Source organism: Modestobacter sp. L9-4 (genome assembly GCF_019112525.1).
In the GTDB taxonomy this organism is placed as follows: Bacteria; Actinomycetota; Actinomycetes; order Mycobacteriales; family Geodermatophilaceae; genus Modestobacter.
Map to the genome: position 1 here is coordinate 3914138 of NZ_CP077800.1, position 18872 is coordinate 3933009.

Here is an 18872-nt window from a genome sequence, read left to right on the forward strand (position 1 = left end):
GCGTGCCCGCCGCCGGGCCCGGCGCAGCTGCTCGCCGGGTTCGGCTGGGGGCGCACCGCGGGCGGCACTAGGCTCCGCGGGGTGTCGACCCCTCCCGCCGTCGCGGCGCAGGCTCCGGCCCGGACGGCGGCGATCTGGGCCGCCCTCGACCCGCTGGTCACCGCCGGCCCACCCCTGCGGGTGCTCGACCTGGGCGGGGGCAGCGGCATGTTCGCCGTCCCGCTGGCCCAGCTCGGCCACCAGCTGACCGTCGTCGACCCCAGCGCCGACGCCCTGGCCACGCTGCACCGCCGGGCTGCGGCTGCCGGCGCCGGCGACCAGGTGCGCGGCATCCAGGGCGACGGCGACCGGATGCTCACCGCGCTGCCCGAGGGCGACCTCTTCGACCTGGTGCTGTGCCACTTCGTGCTCGAGGTGGTCGACGACCCGGCCAGCACGCTGACCCAGATCGCCGGGGTCCTCCGCCCGGGCGGCCGGCTGTCGATCGCCTCGGCCAACCGGGCCGGCGCCGTCCTGGCCCGCGCCGTCGGCGGCCACCCGGTGGAGGCCCGCGCGCTGCTCACCGACCGCGACCCGGCTCCCGCCCGCTCCGGCCCGGCCCGCCGGCGGTTCAGCCCCGAGGAGCTGCTCTCCCTGCTCGCCGCTGCCGGGCTCGAGCCGGGTGAGTGGCGCGGGGTGTCGGTGGTCGCCGACCTGCTCGGTGCCTCCTCCGGCGCCGACCAGGCCGCGCTGCGCGCCCTCGAGCTGGCACTGGCCGAGGCCTCGCCCTACCGGGACGTCGCCACCGGTCTGCACGTGCTGGCCACGCGACCGTGACGTCCCGGCCCCGTCCCGAGCTCGCGGACGGCGGGGCCCTCCTCCCGGCCGGGTTCGCCGTCCCGGCCTACGGCGCGGCCACCCTCGCCGACGTCCTGCCCGGCGTCGCCGCCGCCCTGGGCGTGCCGGTCGCCCGAGGTGACCTCCCAGCCGACCCGCTCGACCTGGTCACCGCGCTCACCGGGGCCCGCCGGGTCGCCGTCCTGCTGGTCGACGGGCTCGGCGCGCAACTGGTCGCCGCCCACCCCGGTGAGGCGCCGGTGCTCACCGCGCTGGACACCCCGGCCGGCGTGCTGTCCGCGCCGTTCCCGAGCACCACCCCGGTCAGCCTCACCACGCTGGGCACCGGCCTGCCGCCGGGCAGCCACGGGGTGCTCGGCTTCGTCACCGAGGTGCCCGGCACCGGCCGCAGGCTCAACCACGTGCAGTGGCGGGACGACCCCGACCCGCAGCAGTGGCAGGCTCGGCCCACCGTCTTCGAGCAGGCCGCCGCCGCGGGCGTGACCTGCCGCGTGGTCGCACCGCACACCTTCGCCGGGTCCGGGCTCACCCGCGCCGCCTACCGCGGCGCTGCGTACGTGCCGGCGTTCAGCGGCGGTGACCTGGTCGCCGGGATGCTGACCGGGCTGGTCGAGGGCGGGCGCAGCCTGGTCTACGGCTACACCGCCGACCTCGACCTCACCGGGCACGTCCGCGGCGTCGACTCGGCCGCCTGGCGCGCCCAGCTCGGCCAGGTCGACCGGCTCGTCGAGCAGCTCGTCGCCGGCCTGCCCGAGGACGCCGCACTGCTGGTCACCGCCGACCACGGGATGGTCGACGTCCCCGACGACACGCGGCTGGACACCGGCACGGTCGCCGAGCTCGGCGCCGCCGTCCGGCTGCTCACCGGCGAGCCACGGGCCCGCTACGTGCACGCCGAGCCCGGTGCCGCCGACGACGTGCTGGCCACCTGGCGTGCGGTGCTCGGTGACCGCGCGTGGGTGGTGAGCCGGGCCGAGGCGTTCGCGGCCGGGCTGTTCGGCGACGTCGACGCAGGCCTGGCCGACCGGGTGGGCGACGTCCTCGCACTGGCCCGCGGCAGCTGGGCGCTCCTCGACCTGGACGCCGAGCCGCACGGCGCCCAGCTGCGCGCCTTCCACGGCTCGCTCACCCCGGCCGAGCTGGAGATCCCGCTGCTGGTCGCCCGCGGCCGCGCGCTGCGCTGACTCAGGCGCGGGCGGTGACCTGCAGGGACTGCGGGTGCCAGGTGCGCCAGCGGCCGGGCCGGACCGCGGCGCAGGTGAGCCGCTGGGCGACGTCGGACAGCCGGCTCTCCACGGTGACCACGACGTCGCCGTCCGGCCCGGTCATCGTCACCTCGAAGCACTCGACCCCGGCGGCGGAGGACTCCAGGGTGCGCACCCCGCGGGGCGGCAGGTCCCCGACTCCCAGTAGCCCCAACTCCTCGCGGGCGTGCTGCTGGGCGGCCTGCGCCGCGGGCGTCAGCCCGGCCTTGCCGCGCAGCCACGGCAGTGCGACCTCCCCGGCGGCGTGCGCGGCGACCAGCCCGGCGCCGTCGGCCGGCACCTGGCCGTAGACGTACCCCCACGGCAGGACGACGACGTTGGCGGCGAACCGGTCCCCGCCCAGGTGGCTGGTCTCCCAGACGTCGACCGCCGCCCCGCTCAGCGGCAACGCCCGGGCCAGCGGCCGGCCGCGCACCGCGCAGCACGCGTCGTGCGCCCCGTGCGTGCAGACCAGGTAGGTGGGCAGCGTGCTGGCCTCCCCGACCGAACCGTCCCAGGGCAGCTGCAGCAGCTCGGCGTCGGAGCTGCGGGTCGACCAGTGCACGGTCTCCACCCCGGGGGTGGTGTCGGCGACGGCCCAGCGCATGCCGGAGTCCGCCAGCCGCTCACCGGGGCGCCGCACCATCTGGATCCGCATGCCCAGCTCCCGGGCGCGGGTGGCCAGCCGGGAGGCCACGGCCCGGTCGAAACGGGACTCCAGCAGGGCGTCGCGCCCCCACGGCCCGGGCTGCTCCACCAGCAGCCAGCGCCGCGCCGGGGGAGCGGTGGCCACCGGTGAGTCGCCACGCACCAGCGCCTGCACCGAGCAGCGCGCCTCGTCGAGCCGGCCCGCCGGGGTCGAGCGCGGCGGGACCGGCTCGCCGGTGTCCTGGCAGAACTGGGGGTCGACGCCCGTGGTCTCAGGCTCCGGTGCGGTCGTCACTGTCCCCATGATGCGCCGTCCCGCCGGAGCGGGCGTCGGGGACGATCGCGATCGACTGGGTGACCAGCCGGCGGGCCAGCGTGAGCTGGCCGGCGGCGTCCAGACCGGGCAGGTCGCCCACCCGCAGCTCACCGGCGGACAGCAGGGCGGCCAGCGCCGGACGGGTGTCGGCCGGGAGGTCGTGGGTGCGGCGACCGGCCACCAGGGCCACCCGCTCACCGACCGGCTCGCGCAGCTGGGCCCGCAGCAGCGGCCGCACCTGCAGCACGGTGCCGGCGTCCAGGGCGGCGATCGCGGTGGACTGGGCCAACGGCGAGACCGGAGCCGGGCGCACCTGCGCCCAGGCGCGCGAACGCAGGGAGTCGGCGACCGCGGCCGGGTCGACGTCGGCGATCCAGCGCTGCAGGCCGGTGAGCACCGCGGCGACGTCCTCGGTGGTGGCCGAGGGGTCGGCCAGGTCGACGCCCAGCGGCAGGGAGCTGCGCAGCGCCGGGTCCTCGGCGGCGAGCACGCGCACCAGGTCCAACGCCGACTCGACCGCGCCCCAGCGGGTGACCGGGTGCACGCCGATGGTCAGGTGCGCGCTGATCTCACCGAGCGCGACCGCGGAGTGGATGTAGCCGCGCGGCAGGTAGAGGGCGTCCCCGGGGCGCAGCACCGTGTCGATCACCGGCGGGCGCCGTGCTGCGGCGGCGACCTCGTCGGGGCGGTCGGTCCAGGGGTGGGTGCGCAGCGGGTCGGTGAGCACCGGCTCGTGGATGGTCCAGTGCTTCTCCCCGGCGACCTGCAGCACGAACACGTCGTGCACGTCGTAGTGCGGGGAGAACCCGCGCGAGGACGGCGGGGTGACGTAGGCGTTGACCTGCGTGGGGTGCCCGAGGTCGGCGGCGAGCTGGTTGGCGAAGGCGATCAGCGGCGGCCACAGCCGGTGCAGGCCCTGCAGGACCACGGTGCTGCCCTCGGCGAAGAGCCGGAGCACCGCGTCGGAGGACACCTGGTCGGCCACCTCGGCACCGGCGCCCTGCGGGCTGGTGAACCGCTTGGGGTCGACGACCGCGCCGTCCTTGGCGATCCGCAGGAAGGGCGTGCGCAGCCCGCGGGTGCTCAGCAGCTCGTCGACGGCGTCCAGGTCCAGCAGGTCGGTGAAGGTGCCGCCCAGCTCTGCGGCGGTGGACAGCAACGGGGTGCGGGACCAGTGCTCGTCGGCGAAGACCTGCGGGTCGACGCGGATGCAGCGGCGCAGCGCCGGACGGGCGCCGTCCTCGGAGGAGGACGGCGCCCGGTCCTGCAGATCAGGGTCGGGCACGGTCAGGCCGAGCCGTCCGCGCCGCCGTCGTGCTGGCCGGGGGTGCCGCCGCCGGCACCGGAGTCGGCCGGGCCCTCGGCGCCACCGTCGGCACCGCCGTCGGCACCGCCGTCAGCGCCACCGTCGGCAGCGCCGTCCGCGCCGCCGTCCTGCTGGCCGGGGAAGCCGCCGCCGGCGCCCGAGTCGTCCGGGCCCTCGGCGCCACCGTCGGCGCCGCCGTCGTGCTGGCCGGGGGTGCCGGCACCGGCACCGGAGTCGGCCGGGCCCTCGGCGCCACCGTCGGCACCGCCGTCGTGCTGACCCGGGGTGCCCTCGCCGGCACCGGAGTCGGCCGGGCCCTCGGCGCTGGTCATGTCGTCGTCGTCGAAAGCCATGGGGCTGCTCCGCTCGTCGCTGGTGGCGGTCGCCGGGAGGCGGCCGTCGGGCACTTCCTACCGCAGTGATCCACCCGGCACACATCCGGTCACCTGTGGACCGGTCGTGCACGACCGGTTGTGGCAGGGTCGGGATCGATGTCCATCACGCTGGACACCGGTGAGCAGCGCCGGGACCCGGGAGAGGACGCCGTCCGGCGTGCCTCGGCCGACTTCCGCGAGCTGTTGCGCACCGGTTGGTCCCTCCCGCTGCCCGGTTCCGGCGCCACCCTCGAGCGCTGGCGCGCCCTGATGGGCCTGGGGGAGCGCGACCTCCCGCTCGCCCGGCTGGCCGAGGGCCACGCCGACGCCCTCGCCGTCCTCGCCGAGGTCGGCGGCCCCGAGCCGGCCGCCGGCGCCCGGCTCGGCGTGTGGGCGGCCGAACCACCGCAGGGCCGGGTGACCGCGACCCGCACGGCCGCGGGGTGGCGGCTGTCCGGCCGCAAGCAGTGGTGCTCCGGTGCGGGCGTGCTCACCGCCGCGCTGGTCACCGCCACCGCCGAGGACGGCCGGCGGCTGTTCCTCCTGGACCTGGACCGGGTCGGCGTGCGGGTCGACAGCTCGCCGTGGGCCAACGCCGGCATGGCCGGCAGCGACACCGCCGACGTCCACCTCACCGACGTCCCGGTGGTCCCGGTCGGCGCACCCCGGGCCTACCTGGACCGCCCCGGGTTCTGGCACGGCGGCATCGGGGTCGCCGCCGTCTGGGCCGGGGGCGCCCGGGGCGTGGCCGCGACCCTGCTGCGCACCGCCGTCGAGCGCGGGCCCGACCCGCTGCGCGACGCCGCCGTGGGCGCGGTCGACGTCCTGCTCGCCGGGCTGGACGCCGCCCTGCAGACCGCCGCCGCCGAGGTGGACGCCGACCCGCGGGACACCGCCGGGACGGCGCAGCTGCGGGCCCAGCGGGTGCGGGCGCTGGCCGCCCGCACCGGCGACGAGGTGCTCGGCGTCGTCGGGCGGACGCTCGGCGCCGGTCCGCTGGCCCACGACGCCGCCCACGCCGCCCGGGTCGCGGACCTGACCGTCTACCTGCGCCAGCACCACGGCGAGCGCGACCTGGCCGCCCACGGCGCCCTGGTGCGCGAGCGGGCCGCCCGGTGACCGAGGACCGGATAGCCGCCCCCGGCACCGCCGAGACCGCCTGGGCCGGCTGGCTGCCGCAGCAGGACTGGCCGGCCTGGACGCCGGACCCCGCCTGGACCCGGGTGGCGGTGTGCGCCGCCCACCCCGACGACGAGGTGCTCGGCGCGGGCGGGGTCATGGCCCTGCTGGCCGCGGCCGGTGTGCACCTGCACCTGGTGGCGGCCACCGACGGCGAGGGCAGCCACCCCGGCAGCACGGTGCTCACCCCGGCCGGGCTGGCCGCGGCCCGGGTCGCCGAGACCGACGCCGCGCTGGCCGAGCTGGGCGTGCGGGCGCCGGCGACCCGGCTGGGGCTGCCGGACTCCGGGCTGGCCGACTGCGAGGACGAGCTCACCGACCGGCTCACCGCCGTGGTGACCGGGTGCGACGCGGTCCTGGCGCCGTGGACCGGGGACGCGCACCCCGACCACGAGGCCGTGGGCCGAGCGGCGGTCGCGGCGGGAGCGGCCCTCGGCGTGCCGGTCTGGCAGTACCCGGTGTGGACCTGGCACTGGGCCGCCCCCGACGACCCCCGGGTGCCCTGGCACACCGCGCACCGGGTCGACCTGCCGCCGGACGTGCGCGCCGCCAAGCGGGCCGCGGTGGCCCGGTTCGTCACCCAGGTCGCCCCGCTGGGCCCGGCCGACGCCGACCGGGCGGTGCTGTCACCCGACGTGCTGGCCCACTTCGACCGCGACCGTGAGGTGCTCCTGCGATGAGCCTGCCGCCGTCCTACTTCGACGCCGTGTACGCCGCGGCCGAGGACCCCTGGTCGATGCGCACCCGCTGGTACGAGCGGCGCAAGTACGCCCTCACCACCGCGGTGCTCCCACGGGAGCGGTACGGCGACGGGCTGGAGGTCGGCTGCTCGGTCGGTGAGCTGACCGCCCGGCTGGCCGCCCGCTGCGACCGGCTCACCGGCTGGGACGCCAGCGCCGCCGCCGTCGAGCGCGCCACCGCCCGGGTCGCCGGGGAGGCCCACGTGCGGGTCGAGCAGGCCACCGTCCCGGACGCACCGCTGCCCGCCGTCGACCTGCTGGTGCTCTCGGAGGTCCTCTACTACCTCGACGCCGCCGACCTGCAGACCTTCCTGGCCCAGGTGCGCACCGCCGTGCGGCCCGGCGGCACGCTGCTGGCCGTGCACTGGCGGCACCCGGTGGCCGACTACCCGCAGACCGGCGACGCGGTGCACGAGGCGCTGCGCGCGGCGCTGCCCTGGCCGCGGGTCGCAGTGCACACCGAGCCGGACCTGCTGCTGGACTGCTGGGTCGCCGCGGACACCGACGACGTCCGGGCGGCCTCGGTGGCCGCCGCGGAGGACCTCTGGTGAGCGGGGTCGACCTGCTCGGTGTGGTGGTGCCCGCCCGCGACGAGGCCGAGCTGCTGCCCGCCTGCCTGGCCGCGCTGGCCACCGCGGCCCGCGCGCCGGAGCTGTCGGGCACGGCGGTGGAGGTCGTGGTGGTCGCCGACGGCTGCACCGACGGCACGGTCGAGGTGGCCCGGGCGGCCGGGGTGACCGTGCTGGAGGGCCACGACGCGGCCGGCAACGTCGGGCAGGCCCGGCACCGCGGCGCGCGCTGGCTGCTGGCCGCCGCCGGCCGGGCCTGGGTGCCCGCCGACCAGGTCTGGCTGGCCTGCACCGACGCCGACAGCCGGGTGCCCGCCGACTGGCTCGCGGTGCACCGGACGGCGGCCGCCTCCGGCGTCGACGCCTTCGTCGGGACCGTCACCATCGACGACTGGACCGGCCTGGCCCCCGCGGCGGTGGCCGCCTACGACGCCGCCTACGACGCGTGGCGGGACGGCGGTGCGGGTGCGGTGCACCCGCACGTGCACGGCGCCAACCTCGGTGTGCGCGGCAGCGCCTACTCCCGGGCCGGTGGCTTCCCGCCGCTGACCGTCAGCGAGGACCACGGCCTGGTCGACGCCCTGGTCCTCGCCGGGGCGAGCGTGCTGCGCAGCCCGCTGGCGCCGGTGCTGACCTCCTCCCGCCGGGTGGCCCGGTCACGAGGTGGTCTCGGCACCGACCTGCAGCGCCTGTCGGTGCAGTTCGGGTCGAGCTGACCCGCTAGCCTCTCGAACACGTGTTCGACCGTGGGGACGGTCGGGGACGAGGGGACGTGCCGGGGGAAGCCGGCACGGGGAGCGGGGCTGCGCCGGGGGAAGCCGGTGCGGCGGGAGAGGGGTGTCCGGTGTCCGATCGCGCTGCCGGCTGCACGGTGCTGCACGTCGACATGGACGCGTTCTTCGCCAGCGTCGAGGTGCGCCGCCACCCCGAGCTGGCCGGCACGCCGGTCATCGTCGGCGGGGTGGGCAACCGGGGCGTGGTCACCTCGGCCACCTACGAGGCCCGCGCGTACGGGGTGCACAGCGCCATGCCGACCTCCCGGGCCCTGCGGCTGTGCCCGACGGCCACCGTGCTCCCCGGCGACCTCGCGCTCTACACCGAGGTCTCCCGGTCGGTGATGGCGCTGTTCCGCACGATCACCCCGCTGGTGGAGCCGCTGAGCCTGGACGAGGCGTTCCTCGACGTCTCCGGCTCCGGCCGGCGGCTGGGCGACCCGGTGGCCATCGGCGAGCACATCCGGGCCCGGGTGTTCGACGAGCAGGGCATCACCTGCTCGGTCGGTGTCGCCGGCACCAAGTTCGTCGCCAAGCTCGCCTCCACCCGCTCCAAGCCCGACGGGCTGCTGGTGGTGCGCCCGGCCGAGGTCATGGACTTCCTGCACCCGCTGCCGGTCGGTGCGCTGTGGGGCGTGGGCGCCAAGACCGAGGAGGTGCTGCTGCGGCTGGGGCTGCGCACCGTCGGCGACCTGGCGCACGTCCCGGCCCGCACCCTGCAGCGCGCGGTGGGCGCCGCCGCCGGGGCGCACCTGCACGAGCTGTCCTGGGGCCGGGACCCGCGGCGGGTGGTGCCGAACGAGCCGGACCGCTCGACCGGGGCGGAGGAGACCTTCGGCACCGACGTCGACGACCCGCAGGTGATCCACCGCGAGCTGCTGCACCTGGCCGAGCGCACGGCGGGGCGGCTGCGCTCCACCGGCCACCTGACCCGCACGGTGAGCATCAAGGTGCGCTTCGCCGACTTCACCACGATCACCCGCTCGCGCACCCTGAAGGTGCCCACCGACGTCGGTCAGGAGCTCTACGACACCGCCCGCGCGCTGTTCGACGCCCTCGGCCTGGACCGCGCCCGCATCCGGCTGGTGGGGGTGCGGGCCGAGGGGCTGGTCGAGGCCGACGCCACGGCTCGCCAGCTGGAGCTCGGCGCCCGCGAGCACGGCCGACGGGACGCCGAGCTCGCCGCCGACGCCGCCGCCCGGCGCTTCGGGGCCGGTGCCGTCCGCCCGGCCACCCTGCTCGGCCGCGGGCGCACCCCCGGCACCGGCCGCCCACCCCGCCCCGGAGCAGGGCGTTGACCCCTGCGCACCCCGGTCGGGGGCGAGTTCCCGGCTCGGGCGTGTCGGCCCTGTGCCGATGAGAACAGCCCTCCAGGGTGTGTCGCGGACAACTCACCTTTCGCAGTGCGCCAACGCCTCGTAACATCGGTGTCCCGCGGGCGGACTGCCGCCGGTGGCTGATTGCACTGCGCACCTGGAGGTCGACGTGCCGCTCTCCGAGCACGAGCAGCGTCTGCTGGAGCAGATCGAGCGCGCCCTCGTCGACGACGATCCCAAGTTCGCCTCGACGGTCCGCACCGGCGACCGGCGACAGAAGGCCCGCCGCAAGCTGCAGCTGGGCATCCTGCTCGTCGTCGTCGGCCTGGCACTCGTCGTGGCCGGCGTCGCGATCCCCTCGGCCTCGCTGGCCCAGGTGGTCGTCGGGGTCCTGGGCTTCCTGATCGCCTTCGGTGGCGCCGCACTGGGGCTGCTCAACTACAAGGCCGCCACCGGTGCGGTCGAGGTCGGCCCCGCCGGCAGCGGCCGTCCCGGCGCCGGAGGCTCCAGCCGGGTCGGCAAGGCCCGGCGCCAGCCGATGAAGAACCGTCTCGAGGAGCGCTTCCGCCGCCGCTACGACCAGTAGCCGCTGCGGGGTCCCACCCCGGGCAGTCCTCGCCGACAGCCGCCGTCCGCACCCGGACGGCGGCTGTCGGCGCTCCGGGGCCCGACCTCAGGCGGTGGGCACCTCCGGCGGTACGCGCCTCAGGCGGTGGGCAGGGTGTCGAACAGCGCGCTGACCGACTCGCCGTCGTGGATCCGCTGGACCGCCTGGGCGAGCGCCGGGGCCACCGAGAGCACCGTCAGCTTCCCCGAGGGGTCGGCCGGCGCGGGCACGGTGTTGGTGCAGACGATCTCCAGCACGTCGGGCTGGGCGCCGATCCGCTCCAGGGCGCCGGCGGCGAACAGCCCGTGCGTGCACGCCACCCGGATCGACCGGGCGCCGGCGTCACGCAGCCGGTCGATGAGCTCCAGCACCGTGCTGCCCTTGGCGATCTCGTCGTCGAGCACGATCACGTCCCGGTCGGCGACGTCGCCGATGATCGCGTTGATCTGCACCCGGTCGTCGGCGTAGCGCTGCTTGGCCCCGGCGGCCACCGGCACCCCCAGCCGGCGGGCGAAGGCCGCTGCCTCCTTGGCGTTGCCCAGGTCGGGGGAGACCACGGTGGTGCGGGACAGGTCCAGCGTGCGGAAGTGGTCGGCCAGCTCGCGCAGCGCGTGCAGGTGGTCGACCGGCACGCTGAAGAACCCGTGCACCTGCGGTGAGTGCAGCGTCATCGCCAGCACCCGGCTGGCCCCGGCGGCGACCATGAGGTCGGCGACCAGCCGCCCACCGATGGAGATCCGCGGGGCGTCCTTCTTGTCCGACCGCGCGTAGGCGTAGTGCGGGAGCACCACGGTGATCCGGGCGGCCGAGGCGCCCCGGGCCGCGTCGATCATCAGCAGCAGCTCGACCAGGTTCTCCTGCACCGGTGTGGCCAGCGACTGCACGAGGTAGACGTCGCGCTCGCGGCAGTTGGCCTGCAGCTGCACCTCGAGGCAGTCGTTGGCGAACCGCGTGGTGCGCACCGGCTGGAGCGGCACGCCCAGCTGGGCGCACATCTCCTGCGCGAGCTCGGGATGGGAGCTGCCGGCGAAGACGGCGATCTCACGCACAGGGGCACTCCAGGGCGGCTCGGGGGCGGGGCACGGGCTGGACGGGGCAACCGTAACCAGCCGGGCCGGGCCGGCCTCAGGCCGGTCGCGGCCGCCCGGGCACGTGGTCGGCCACCCAGCGGACCGCCGCGGTCAGCGTCGACGCCGGCCACACCGCCGCCTGCACGCGCTGCGACCGGGACACCGTCCGCAACAGGGCCCGCCGCACGGTGCGCAGCTGCCCGGCCAGCTCCGGGTCGCCGGCGGCACCGGCGGACGGCGGGCCGTAGACCGCGCGCTCCTGCGCCAGCGCCAGGGACCGCACCGCCTCGACCGCTGCCGGTTCGGCGCCGGAGAGCCGCTCGGCCAGCTGCCGGGCGAGCTGCCGGGACGTCACCGTCCCCGGGACCTCGATCCGCAGGTCGGTGGCGGTCGCCATCAGCTCACCCCACAGGGCGTCCGGGCTGCCGTCGGACAGCCGTCCCGCCCGCTGCCGACGGCGCACCAGGAAGGGCACCGCGGCCAGGCCCAGCACCAGCAGGGTGCCGCCGGCACCGGCCAGCCAGGGCGTCAGGTCCGTCCGGGGCTGGGCGAGGGGGGCCGCGCTCGGCACGGGCTCGTCGTCACGGTCCAGCTCCGCGGTCGGCGCGGCCGGCACCGGGGCCTCGACCTGCGGGGTGACCGGGTCGACGGTGGCGTCGTCGGTGGCCGGGGTGCGCGGCGCCCAGGGCAGGTCGACCGCCCGGTTGGCCGCGATCGGCGTCGGGTCGAACGGGATCCAGCCCAGGCCGTCGAACCAGGCCTCGACCCAGGCGTGCGCGTCGTCGGTGGTGACCAGCCGCGTGCCGTCGTCCTGCACCTGACCCGGCGTGTAGCCCAGCACCACCCGGGCCGGCACGCCGGCAGCGCGCACCAGCACCGCCATGGCGCCGGCGTACTGCTCGCAGTAGCCCTGCTTCAGCCGCAGGAAGTCGACCAGGTCGTCGCCGGTGGTGCCGGGGGTGGTGGACAGGCTGTACTTGAACCCGTTGGCCGGGTCGGTGAAGTGGTCCTGGATCGCGCGGACCCGCTCGTAGGGCGCCTGGCCCGGGTCGGTGAGCTCCCCGGCCAGGTCGGTGACGCTGGGGTCCAGCTGGGGCAGCTGGGTGTAGCGCTGCACCGCGTCGCTGTCGGCGCCCGGGTCCGGGGCGGCGTCCAGCTGGTCGACGGTGGGCTCGGGCTGCTGCGCGCTCATCCGGTAGGTCAGCCCGGCGGTGGTCGTGTCGCGGCCGAACACGGTGCGGGCGTCGGCGTCGAAGCGCCAGTCGTCGGCGTCGTCGCCGCCGTCCTCCAGCTGCACCGACAGCGGCGAGTACAGCACCGGCATGAAGACGTCGTCGTGCTCGAGGACGGTGACCGTCGCGGCGACGGGGCGGGCGCTCTGGCCGCCGGTCAGCGGGGCGAGGGTGGCGTCGTCGGCGATCGACTCCTGGCCGTCGAGGTTGGTCAGCCGCCAGCCGCGGTCGGCGGTGTAGTCGTCCAGCGCGACCGACCGCAGGTAGCCGGGGTCGGCCACCGAGGCATCGAGACGGAACAGGTCGATGGGCTCGGGGCGGTTGAGCTGCCCGGCCATCTCCGCCACCGGGTCCAGCGCCGTCCCGAGGCCGTTGCCGGTGCCCGAGCCGCCCAGCCCGGCGGCCAGCGACCCCTCCGACAGCGTGGGCACGAGCACCGGCAGCAGGACGCCGGCCACCAGTGCGAGGACGCCGGTGCGCAGCGCCGGCAGCGTGCCGGTGCCCAGCGCCGAACCGCTGCCGGCCCGGGAGTTCTCGACCAGCCGGCTGCGCTGGTCGGCCCACAGCAGCACCGCGAAGCCGGCGGCGGGAGCGGCGAAGGAGACCAGTGCGACGTCGCCGGTGATGGTGCTGACCGGCACGCAGTAGAGGACCAGCAGCCCCAGGCCGCCGAGCGCGGGCTGGCGGGCGGGCACGGCCAGCAGGTCGACGGCCAGGGCGACGAGCGCGACGAACACCGTGGTCAGCGCGAGCAGCCCGGTCAGCGGCAGCGCCGGGGTGCCCTGCTCGCGCACCTCGTCGAGCCCGTCGGCCAGCAGCCCGCCCAGGTCCCCGAGGCTGGTGGGGGTGGGCACGAGCCCGTACCAGGCGTCCGGCGACGCGAAGACCATGGTCAGCACGACCAGCACGAGCAGCAGCTGGCCCACCGGCACGAGCACCCGCGCGGGGGTCGCCAGCTGCGGCAGCCGCTCGGCCAGCCGCACCGCCGCGGCGCGCAGCGCCACCCCACCGAGCCCCACCGCGAGCACCGCGAGGGTCACCGGCGGCAGCCAGCCCAGGGTGGCGAAGACCGGTTGCAGGGCGAAGGAGCCCAGCAGGACGGCGACGGCGGCGGCGACCGCGGTGCCGGCGCGGCCCTGCGTCGGGCGGGCCAGCTCGTCGAGGGGGCGGCTCATGCCTGGGCTCCGGTGGGGAGAGGGGGTGGCGGGGTGACCGGTCCGGCGGCCGACGTCGCCGCGCCCAGCCGGCCCCAGACCTGGTCGACGGTCTGCTCGGGCCGGACGGCGAGCACCTGCCAGCCGGCCGACCGCAGCAGTGCCACGGCCTGCTCCTGCCGGCCGACGAGCTCGGCGCGGGCGCTGGGGGACAGCGGCCGGCGGCTGCGGGTGGCCCCGGCGTCCAGCCAGGCCACCGCATCGACCACGACCGCGACGTCGCTGCCGGGGCCCGAGCGGGCGCGGGCCAGGGCGGTGACGTCCTCGGGGCCGACCAGCCCGAGCAGGCAGATCGCCGGCCCGTCGACGGCCGCGCGGCGCAACGTCTCCACGCCCACCTGCAGGCCCGGGTAGCGGGAGGCCTCCAGCTCGGCGAACCGGTCGAGCAGCTCGTCGGGGCCCAGGGTGCCGCGGCCCAGCGGGGCGGTGAGCTCGCCGGCGTCGGTGACCACCCGCAGCGCGGCGCCGCGCTGCAGCAGGTGGACGCCGATGCTCGCCGCGGCCTCGACCGCCCACTCCAGGGTGTCCGGTGCCTGCGCGCTGCCGCGGCCACCGGTCAGGTGGGCGCTGAGCCGGGTGTCCAGGAACAGGGTGGCCGCCGCCCGCCAGGGGCGCTCCTCCAGCCGCACCATCAGCTCACCGGTGCGCGCGGTGGCCCGCCAGTGGACCAGCCGCAGGTCGTCGCCGTAGCGGTACTCGCGGGTGCTGACGTCGTCCTCGCCGTGCACCGCGATCGAGCGGCGCCCGCCCTCACCGCCGTTGCCGCCGGCACCGCTGAGCCCCCCGGTGCCCTGCAGCGGCCGCACCCGGGGGACGACCAGCAGCGAGGCGGTGTCACTGCCCGCCGCGGTGCGCAGCACCAGGCCGAAGGGGTCGACCAGCCGCAGCCGCAGGGGCCCGAGGGTGAAGCGGCCGCGCCGGGTGCCGTGCAGCCGGTAGCGCAGCGGCGCGGTCGCCCCGGGGGACAGCCGCTCGACGACGAACTGCGGACGCCGGCCCAGCTCGGCCGGCAGCTGCTCGGTCAGCAGCCAGAGCCCACCGGCCCGCCGGTCGGTGTTGGCCACCTCGACCAGGACCTCGGCGGTCTCGCCGCGGGGGAGGCGGGCGGGGGTCACGGTGCGCCGGGTCGCGACCCGGAAGCGCTGGCGGGCGACCCCGACGGCCGACACCAGCGGCAGGGCGAGCACGAAGAGCGCCAGCTGGACCAGCGCGCGCTCACCCAGGACGGCGCCCAGCAGCCCGAGGGTGAGACCTGCGGCGACCAGGCAGCGACCGCGGAGGGTCAGGGAGGAGGCGGCGTCGGCCAGCCGCGTACGGGCCATGGATGCGGTGCGGTCGCTCAGTGCCCGCGCTGGACGGGGACGGAGGACAGCAGGTCGGTGACCACGCGCGCGGTGTCGCGGCGGGCGAGGGCGGCGTCCGGGGTGAGCAGCAGCCGGTGGGCCAGCACCGGCACCGCCATCGCCTGGACGTCGTCGGGCAGCACGTGGTCGCGCCCGGCCAGGGCGGCGGCGGCGCGGGCGGCCCGCAGCAGCTGCAGCCCGGCCCGCGGGGAGGCGCCCAGGCGCAGGTCGGGGGACCGGCGGGTGGCCTCCACCAGGGAGACGACGTACTGGCGGAGCGGCTCGGCGACGTGCAGCCGGCCCACGGCCGCGACCAGGGCGCGCACGCCCGCGGCGTCGACCACCGGCGTCAGGGCGGTGAGCGGGTCGGCCGTGGCGCGCTCGTCGAGCATGGCCAGCTCGGCGTCCCGGTCGGGGTAGCCCATCGACACCCGCGCGGTGAAGCGGTCGCGCTGGGCCTCGGGGAGGGGGTAGGTGCCCTCCATCTCCAGCGGGTTCTGCGTGGCGACCACCATGAACGGCCGGGCCAGCTCGTAGGTCACGCCGTCGACGGTGACCTGCCGCTCCTCCATGCACTCCAGCAGCGCGGACTGCGTCTTCGGTGAGGCCCGGTTGATCTCGTCGGCCACCACGATGTTGGCGAAGACCGCGCCGGGCTTGAACTCGAAGGCCCGGGAGTCGCGGTCGTAGACGGCCACGCCGGTCACGTCGCTGGGCAGCAGGTCCGGGGTGAACTGGATCCGGCGGACCGTGCCGTCGATCGTGCGGGCCAGGGTCTTGGCCAACGTCGTCTTGCCCACCCCGGGCACGTCCTCGATGAGCAGGTGGCCCTCGGCCAGCAGCACCACGAGTGCCAGCCGGACGACGTCGGGCTTGCCCTCCACGACCCGGCCGATGGCCTCGGCGAGCCGGCCGCCCTCGATCGCGACGTCGACATCGGGGACCGGTGCGGCATCGGGGTCGGCGCCGTGCCGGGACGCGGAGCGCAGCTCCGTCGTGACCCGGTCCGGACGCAGCCCTGCCGTGCTCTCGCTCACCCGGCACACGGTACGTGCAGATCGCAACCGCGGGGGGTGGTCGCGCGGCCCGCGACCTGCGGCTGCGGGGCCGGGAGGGGGCCGGGCGGAGGGGCCCGGGAGGCCGCTGTGGACCAGCCGTGGAGCCCGGTGGGGGGCGGGGGGCGACACGTGGCGGAGTGGTGTCTGGTGGGGGCCAGTGGGTTACTGTGTCGCGCAATGGGGAGGCCGGGGCCCACGGATGGTGCCCGGTGACACCACAGGAGGACAGATGCAGGGGGTGATCCGGTGTTCGTCGGCAGCTACCCCCTGCGCCTCGACGAGAAGGGCCGGCTCGCCCTCCCTGTCCGGTACCGCGACCTGGTGGCCGACGGCATGGTGATCAAGAAGGGCCAGGAGCGCTGCGTCTACGGGCTCACCATGGCCCGGGTCGCCGAGCAGAGCGCCGCCCTCAAGGCGATGGCGCCCTCGGACACCAACGGCGCCCGCATGCACGCGCGCATGAGCTTCGGCTCGATGGTCGAGGTGGAGGCCGACAAGACCGGCCGCATCACCATCCCGGCCAGCCTGCGCGAGTACGCCGGCCTCGACCGCGACGTCGTCGTGGTCGGCGTCGACACCCGCTTCGAGATCTGGGACTCCGCCACCTGGGAGGCCTACGTGGCCGAGCAGGAGGCCGTGTTCGCGGCGATGGAGAGCGAGGGGATGCCGACCCTCTCCTGAGCCACCGGCCCCCACCCACCCCCGACCACCACCCGTCATCGAGCCTGCTTCCCCGCGGCTCGAGGGCACCCCGGTCATCGAGCCTGCTTCCCCGCGGCTCGACGGCACCCGGCAGCGAGCCGACTTCCCCCCGGCTCGACGCCACCGCCCCACAGCCCGACCGCGTCATCCGCCCGGCCGCCCCAGCAGGGCACCTCCTGGTACCGCTTCCCCGGCGCCAGGCGGGCCCTGCGGGGCGGCGGGCCAGGGCGGGCGCCCCACCCGGGCGCCACCGCCCACCACCGTCCCCACCGCGCCCCACCCCCCACTGCACCCCACCCCGGGACAGCAGCGCCCCGCGCCACCGAGCAGCCCGGAGAGGACCCGTCGATGAGCAGCCCCGAGCCCACCGGGCCCGCGCTGCACGTCCCCGTCCTCCTCGACCGGGTCACCGAGCTCCTCGGCCCCGCGCTGCGCGCCCCGGGCGCGGTGTTCGTCGACTGCACGCTGGGCCTGGCCGGCCACTCCCTGGCCCTGCTGGACGCCCACCCGCGGCTGCGGCTGATCGGCCTGGACCGCGACCCCGACGCCCGTGCCGAGGCCGCCGCCCGGATCGCCGCGGCCGGCCACACCGACCGGGCCACCCTGGTGCCCGCCGTCTTCGACGAGCTGCCCGACGTCCTGGACCGCCTGGGCGTGCCCGAGGTGCAGGGCGTGCTGTTCGACCTGGGCGTCTCCTCCCTGCAGCTGGACCGGCCCACCCGCGGTTTCAGCTACTCCACCGACGCGCCGCTGGACATGCGGATGGACCCCAGCGGTCCCCGCACCGCCGCCGACGTGGTGAACACCTACTCCCACGGCGAGCTCGCCCGGGTGCTGCGCGTCTACGGCGAGGAGCGCTTCGCCGGCCGGATCGCCTCCGCCATCGAGCGGGAGCGGGGCAGAGAGCCGTTCACCGGCACCGCCCGGCTGGCCGAGCTGGTGCGCGACGCGATCCCCGCCGCCACCCGCCGCACCGGTGGGCACCCCGCCAAGCGGACCTTCCAGGCGCTGCGCATCGAGGTCAACGACGAGCTGGGGGTGCTGACCCGGGCCCTGCCGGCGGCCATCGAGGCCCTCGCGGTCGGCGGCCGGATCGCCGTCATCAGCTTCCACTCCCTCGAGGACCGCATCGTGAAGCAGACGCTGGCCGCCGAGGCGACCGACCGCACCCCGCCGGGCATGCCGGTCCCGATGCCCGAGCACGCCCCGGTGCTGCGGCTGGTCACCCGCGGCGGTGAGGCCCCCGGCGAGGCCGAGCTCGCCGTCAACCCGCGGGCCGCCTCGGCCCGCGTGCGCGCCGCCGAGCGCGTCCGGCGGGCCTCGTGAGCGCCTGCACCGGCCCGGCCACCCGGTGGACGCCGGCCCGCGCCGGCCGGGGCGCGTCGTGAGCCAGCCGGCCCGGACCACGCCCGGCACCGGCCCGCAGCCGCCGCTGCCGCGGACGGGGTCCTCCCGGACGTCGGCGTCCCGGACCGGTGCCCCCCGCACCGGTTCCTCGCGAGTCGACCCGTCCCGCACCGACCCGTCCCGCACCTACCCGCCCCGCACGGCCGGGTCCGGTACCGCCGCCTCCCGCACCGCCGCCCCCCGGGTCGGCGGTCCCCGCACCCCGGTGGCGCGCACGCCGATGCGCAGCGCGCCCACCGCCCGGGCCGCGGCGCCGCGGGCCACCACCGGCCCGGTGCACGTGCCCCGCAGCGCGCCGTCGCGGCGCACCGGCCCGGTCGCCCCGCTGCCGCAGCTGCGGCTGGTGCCCCCGGCCACCCGCGCCCCGGGCCGTGGCACCACGCGGCAGCGCCGCCGCGCACCGTTCGTGGCGCTGCTCGTGGCCCTGCTGGTGGCCACCACGCTCGGGCTGCTGGCGCTGAACACCGCCATCGCCGTCGACTCGCTGCGGGCCACCCAGCAGCGCGCGGCCAACGCCGAGCAGGCCGAGGAGGTCTCCCGGCTGCAGCAGCAGGTCGTGGCCGCCGACACCGCGGCCGAGCTGGCCCGTGCCGCCGCGGCGGCCGGGCTGGTCCAGCCGGGCGCCCCGGCGCACCTGGTGCTGCAGCCCGACGGCACCTCGGTGCTCCTGGGGACGGCCGTCCCGGCGCCCGACCCGAACGCCCCCGACCCGAACGCGCCCGCCGCCCAGACGCCCGGCACGGCACCCACCGGCACGGCACCCACCGCCCCGGCACCCACCGGCACGGCACCGGCAGTCCCGGCGCCCGCCGCCGTCGGCGACCCGGCCCCGACCGAGCCGGCCCCGACCGAGCCCGCGCCGACCGACCCGGTCCCCACCGAGCCCGCGCCGGGGGGCACCGCCCCCGACCTCGCGTCGCCGACCCCCGGGAACTGA

18 protein-coding genes are annotated in these 18872 nt (G+C 77.3%); 11 read left to right on the plus strand and 7 right to left on the minus strand.

Annotation, left to right across the window (positions count from 1 at the left end; translation table 11 throughout):
* The first annotated feature begins 81 nt into the window (after positions 1–81).
* Positions 82–816, plus strand: coding sequence for a bifunctional 2-polyprenyl-6-hydroxyphenol methylase/3-demethylubiquinol 3-O-methyltransferase UbiG (locus KUM42_RS18565; RefSeq protein ID WP_237493997.1), 735 nt, complete (start codon positions 82–84; stop codon positions 814–816).
* Positions 813–2021 carry an alkaline phosphatase family protein gene (locus KUM42_RS18570; RefSeq protein WP_237493998.1) on the plus strand — a complete coding sequence of 403 codons (1209 nt, stop codon included), beginning with the start codon at positions 813–815 and terminating at the stop codon, positions 2019–2021. Before KUM42_RS18565 ends, KUM42_RS18570 begins: the two co-directional genes overlap by 4 nt.
* Before the next feature lies 1 nt (position 2022).
* Here KUM42_RS18570 and KUM42_RS18575 read toward each other — a convergent pair whose 3' ends face one another.
* The 3 genes from KUM42_RS18575 to KUM42_RS18585 are packed head-to-tail and all read right to left on the minus strand — an operon-like array spanning position 2023 to position 4704.
* Positions 2023–3033 (minus strand): sucrase ferredoxin, encoded by a 1011-nt coding sequence (locus KUM42_RS18575; RefSeq protein ID WP_370629321.1) that lies wholly within the window; start codon positions 3031–3033, stop codon positions 2023–2025.
* On the minus strand, positions 3002–4330 hold the full coding sequence (locus KUM42_RS18580; protein ID WP_237494000.1) for a cupin domain-containing protein: 1329 nt from the start codon (positions 4328–4330) through the stop codon (positions 3002–3004). Before KUM42_RS18580 ends, KUM42_RS18575 begins: the two co-directional genes overlap by 32 nt.
* Positions 4331–4332: 2 nt before the next feature.
* Positions 4333–4704 carry a hypothetical protein gene (locus KUM42_RS18585; RefSeq protein ID WP_237494001.1) on the minus strand — a complete coding sequence of 124 codons (372 nt, stop codon included), beginning with the start codon at positions 4702–4704 and terminating at the stop codon, positions 4333–4335.
* Positions 4705–4842: 138 nt separating this feature from the next.
* Here KUM42_RS18585 and KUM42_RS20350 point away from each other — a divergent pair, with 138 nt between their 5' ends.
* The 6 genes from KUM42_RS20350 to KUM42_RS18615 all read left to right on the plus strand — a co-directional run bounded on the left by KUM42_RS20350 (position 4843) and on the right by KUM42_RS18615 (position 9888).
* Positions 4843–5844: an acyl-CoA dehydrogenase family protein gene (locus KUM42_RS20350; RefSeq protein WP_304610716.1), complete on the plus strand. Its 1002-nt coding sequence runs from the start codon at positions 4843–4845 to the stop codon at positions 5842–5844.
* On the plus strand, positions 5841–6584 hold the full coding sequence (locus KUM42_RS18595) for a PIG-L deacetylase family protein (RefSeq protein ID WP_237496704.1): 744 nt from the start codon (positions 5841–5843) through the stop codon (positions 6582–6584). The genes KUM42_RS20350 and KUM42_RS18595 overlap by 4 nt, the downstream gene beginning before the upstream one ends.
* A complete protein-coding gene (locus KUM42_RS18600; RefSeq protein WP_237494002.1) occupies positions 6581–7195 on the plus strand; it encodes a class I SAM-dependent methyltransferase in 615 nt (204 codons plus the stop codon). Before KUM42_RS18595 ends, KUM42_RS18600 begins: the two co-directional genes overlap by 4 nt.
* On the plus strand, positions 7192–7929 hold the full coding sequence (locus tag KUM42_RS18605; protein ID WP_237494003.1) for a glycosyltransferase family 2 protein: 738 nt from the start codon (positions 7192–7194) through the stop codon (positions 7927–7929). Before KUM42_RS18600 ends, KUM42_RS18605 begins: the two co-directional genes overlap by 4 nt.
* A gap of 128 nt (positions 7930–8057) precedes the next feature.
* Positions 8058–9284 (plus strand): DNA polymerase IV, encoded by a 1227-nt coding sequence (gene dinB, locus KUM42_RS18610; protein WP_237494004.1) that lies wholly within the window; start codon positions 8058–8060, stop codon positions 9282–9284.
* A 154-nt stretch (positions 9285–9438) separates the two neighbouring features.
* Positions 9439–9888, plus strand: coding sequence for a DUF3040 domain-containing protein (locus tag KUM42_RS18615; RefSeq protein WP_237494005.1), 450 nt, complete (start codon positions 9439–9441; stop codon positions 9886–9888).
* A gap of 119 nt (positions 9889–10007) precedes the next feature.
* Here KUM42_RS18615 and KUM42_RS18620 read toward each other — a convergent pair whose 3' ends face one another.
* The 4 genes from KUM42_RS18620 to KUM42_RS18635 all read right to left on the minus strand — a co-directional run bounded on the left by KUM42_RS18620 (position 10008) and on the right by KUM42_RS18635 (position 15805).
* Positions 10008–10958: a ribose-phosphate pyrophosphokinase gene (locus tag KUM42_RS18620; RefSeq protein ID WP_237494006.1), complete on the minus strand. Its 951-nt coding sequence runs from the start codon at positions 10956–10958 to the stop codon at positions 10008–10010.
* Positions 10959–11034: 76 nt separating this feature from the next.
* Entirely contained in the window at positions 11035–13386 is a 2352-nt protein-coding gene (locus KUM42_RS18625) for a DUF3488 and transglutaminase-like domain-containing protein (protein WP_237494007.1), read from the minus strand.
* Positions 13383–14747 carry a DUF58 domain-containing protein gene (locus tag KUM42_RS18630; protein WP_237494008.1) on the minus strand — a complete coding sequence of 455 codons (1365 nt, stop codon included), beginning with the start codon at positions 14745–14747 and terminating at the stop codon, positions 13383–13385. The genes KUM42_RS18625 and KUM42_RS18630 overlap by 4 nt, the downstream gene beginning before the upstream one ends.
* Before the next feature lie 17 nt (positions 14748–14764).
* Positions 14765–15805, minus strand: coding sequence for a MoxR family ATPase (locus KUM42_RS18635; protein WP_237494009.1), 1041 nt, complete (start codon positions 15803–15805; stop codon positions 14765–14767).
* Positions 15806–16072: 267 nt separating this feature from the next.
* Between KUM42_RS18635 and mraZ the strand changes: the two genes are divergently transcribed.
* From mraZ to KUM42_RS18650, 3 genes are all read left to right on the plus strand, one after another.
* Entirely contained in the window at positions 16073–16507 is a 435-nt protein-coding gene (mraZ, locus tag KUM42_RS18640) for a division/cell wall cluster transcriptional repressor MraZ (RefSeq protein ID WP_237494010.1), read from the plus strand.
* A gap of 369 nt (positions 16508–16876) precedes the next feature.
* Positions 16877–17854 carry a 16S rRNA (cytosine(1402)-N(4))-methyltransferase RsmH gene (rsmH, locus tag KUM42_RS18645; RefSeq protein WP_237494011.1) on the plus strand — a complete coding sequence of 326 codons (978 nt, stop codon included), beginning with the start codon at positions 16877–16879 and terminating at the stop codon, positions 17852–17854.
* A 286-nt stretch (positions 17855–18140) separates the two neighbouring features.
* Positions 18141–18872, plus strand: coding sequence for a hypothetical protein (locus KUM42_RS18650; protein WP_237494012.1), 732 nt, complete (start codon positions 18141–18143; stop codon positions 18870–18872).

Coding starts and splice junctions, on each gene's coding strand:
- KUM42_RS18575 (WP_370629321.1), bottom strand. CDS start 3,033: ATGGGGACAGTGACGACCGCACCGGAGCCTGAGACCACGGGCGTCGAC.
- KUM42_RS18585 (WP_237494001.1), bottom strand. CDS start 4,704: ATGGCTTTCGACGACGACGACATGACCAGCGCCGAGGGCCCGGCCGAC.
- KUM42_RS20350 (WP_304610716.1), top strand. CDS start 4,843: ATGTCCATCACGCTGGACACCGGTGAGCAGCGCCGGGACCCGGGAGAG.
- KUM42_RS18600 (WP_237494002.1), top strand. CDS start 6,581: ATGAGCCTGCCGCCGTCCTACTTCGACGCCGTGTACGCCGCGGCCGAG.
- KUM42_RS18625 (WP_237494007.1), bottom strand. CDS start 13,386: ATGAGCCGCCCCCTCGACGAGCTGGCCCGCCCGACGCAGGGCCGCGCC.
- KUM42_RS18630 (WP_237494008.1), bottom strand. CDS start 14,747: ATGGCCCGTACGCGGCTGGCCGACGCCGCCTCCTCCCTGACCCTCCGC.
- rsmH (WP_237494011.1), top strand. CDS start 16,877: ATGAGCAGCCCCGAGCCCACCGGGCCCGCGCTGCACGTCCCCGTCCTC.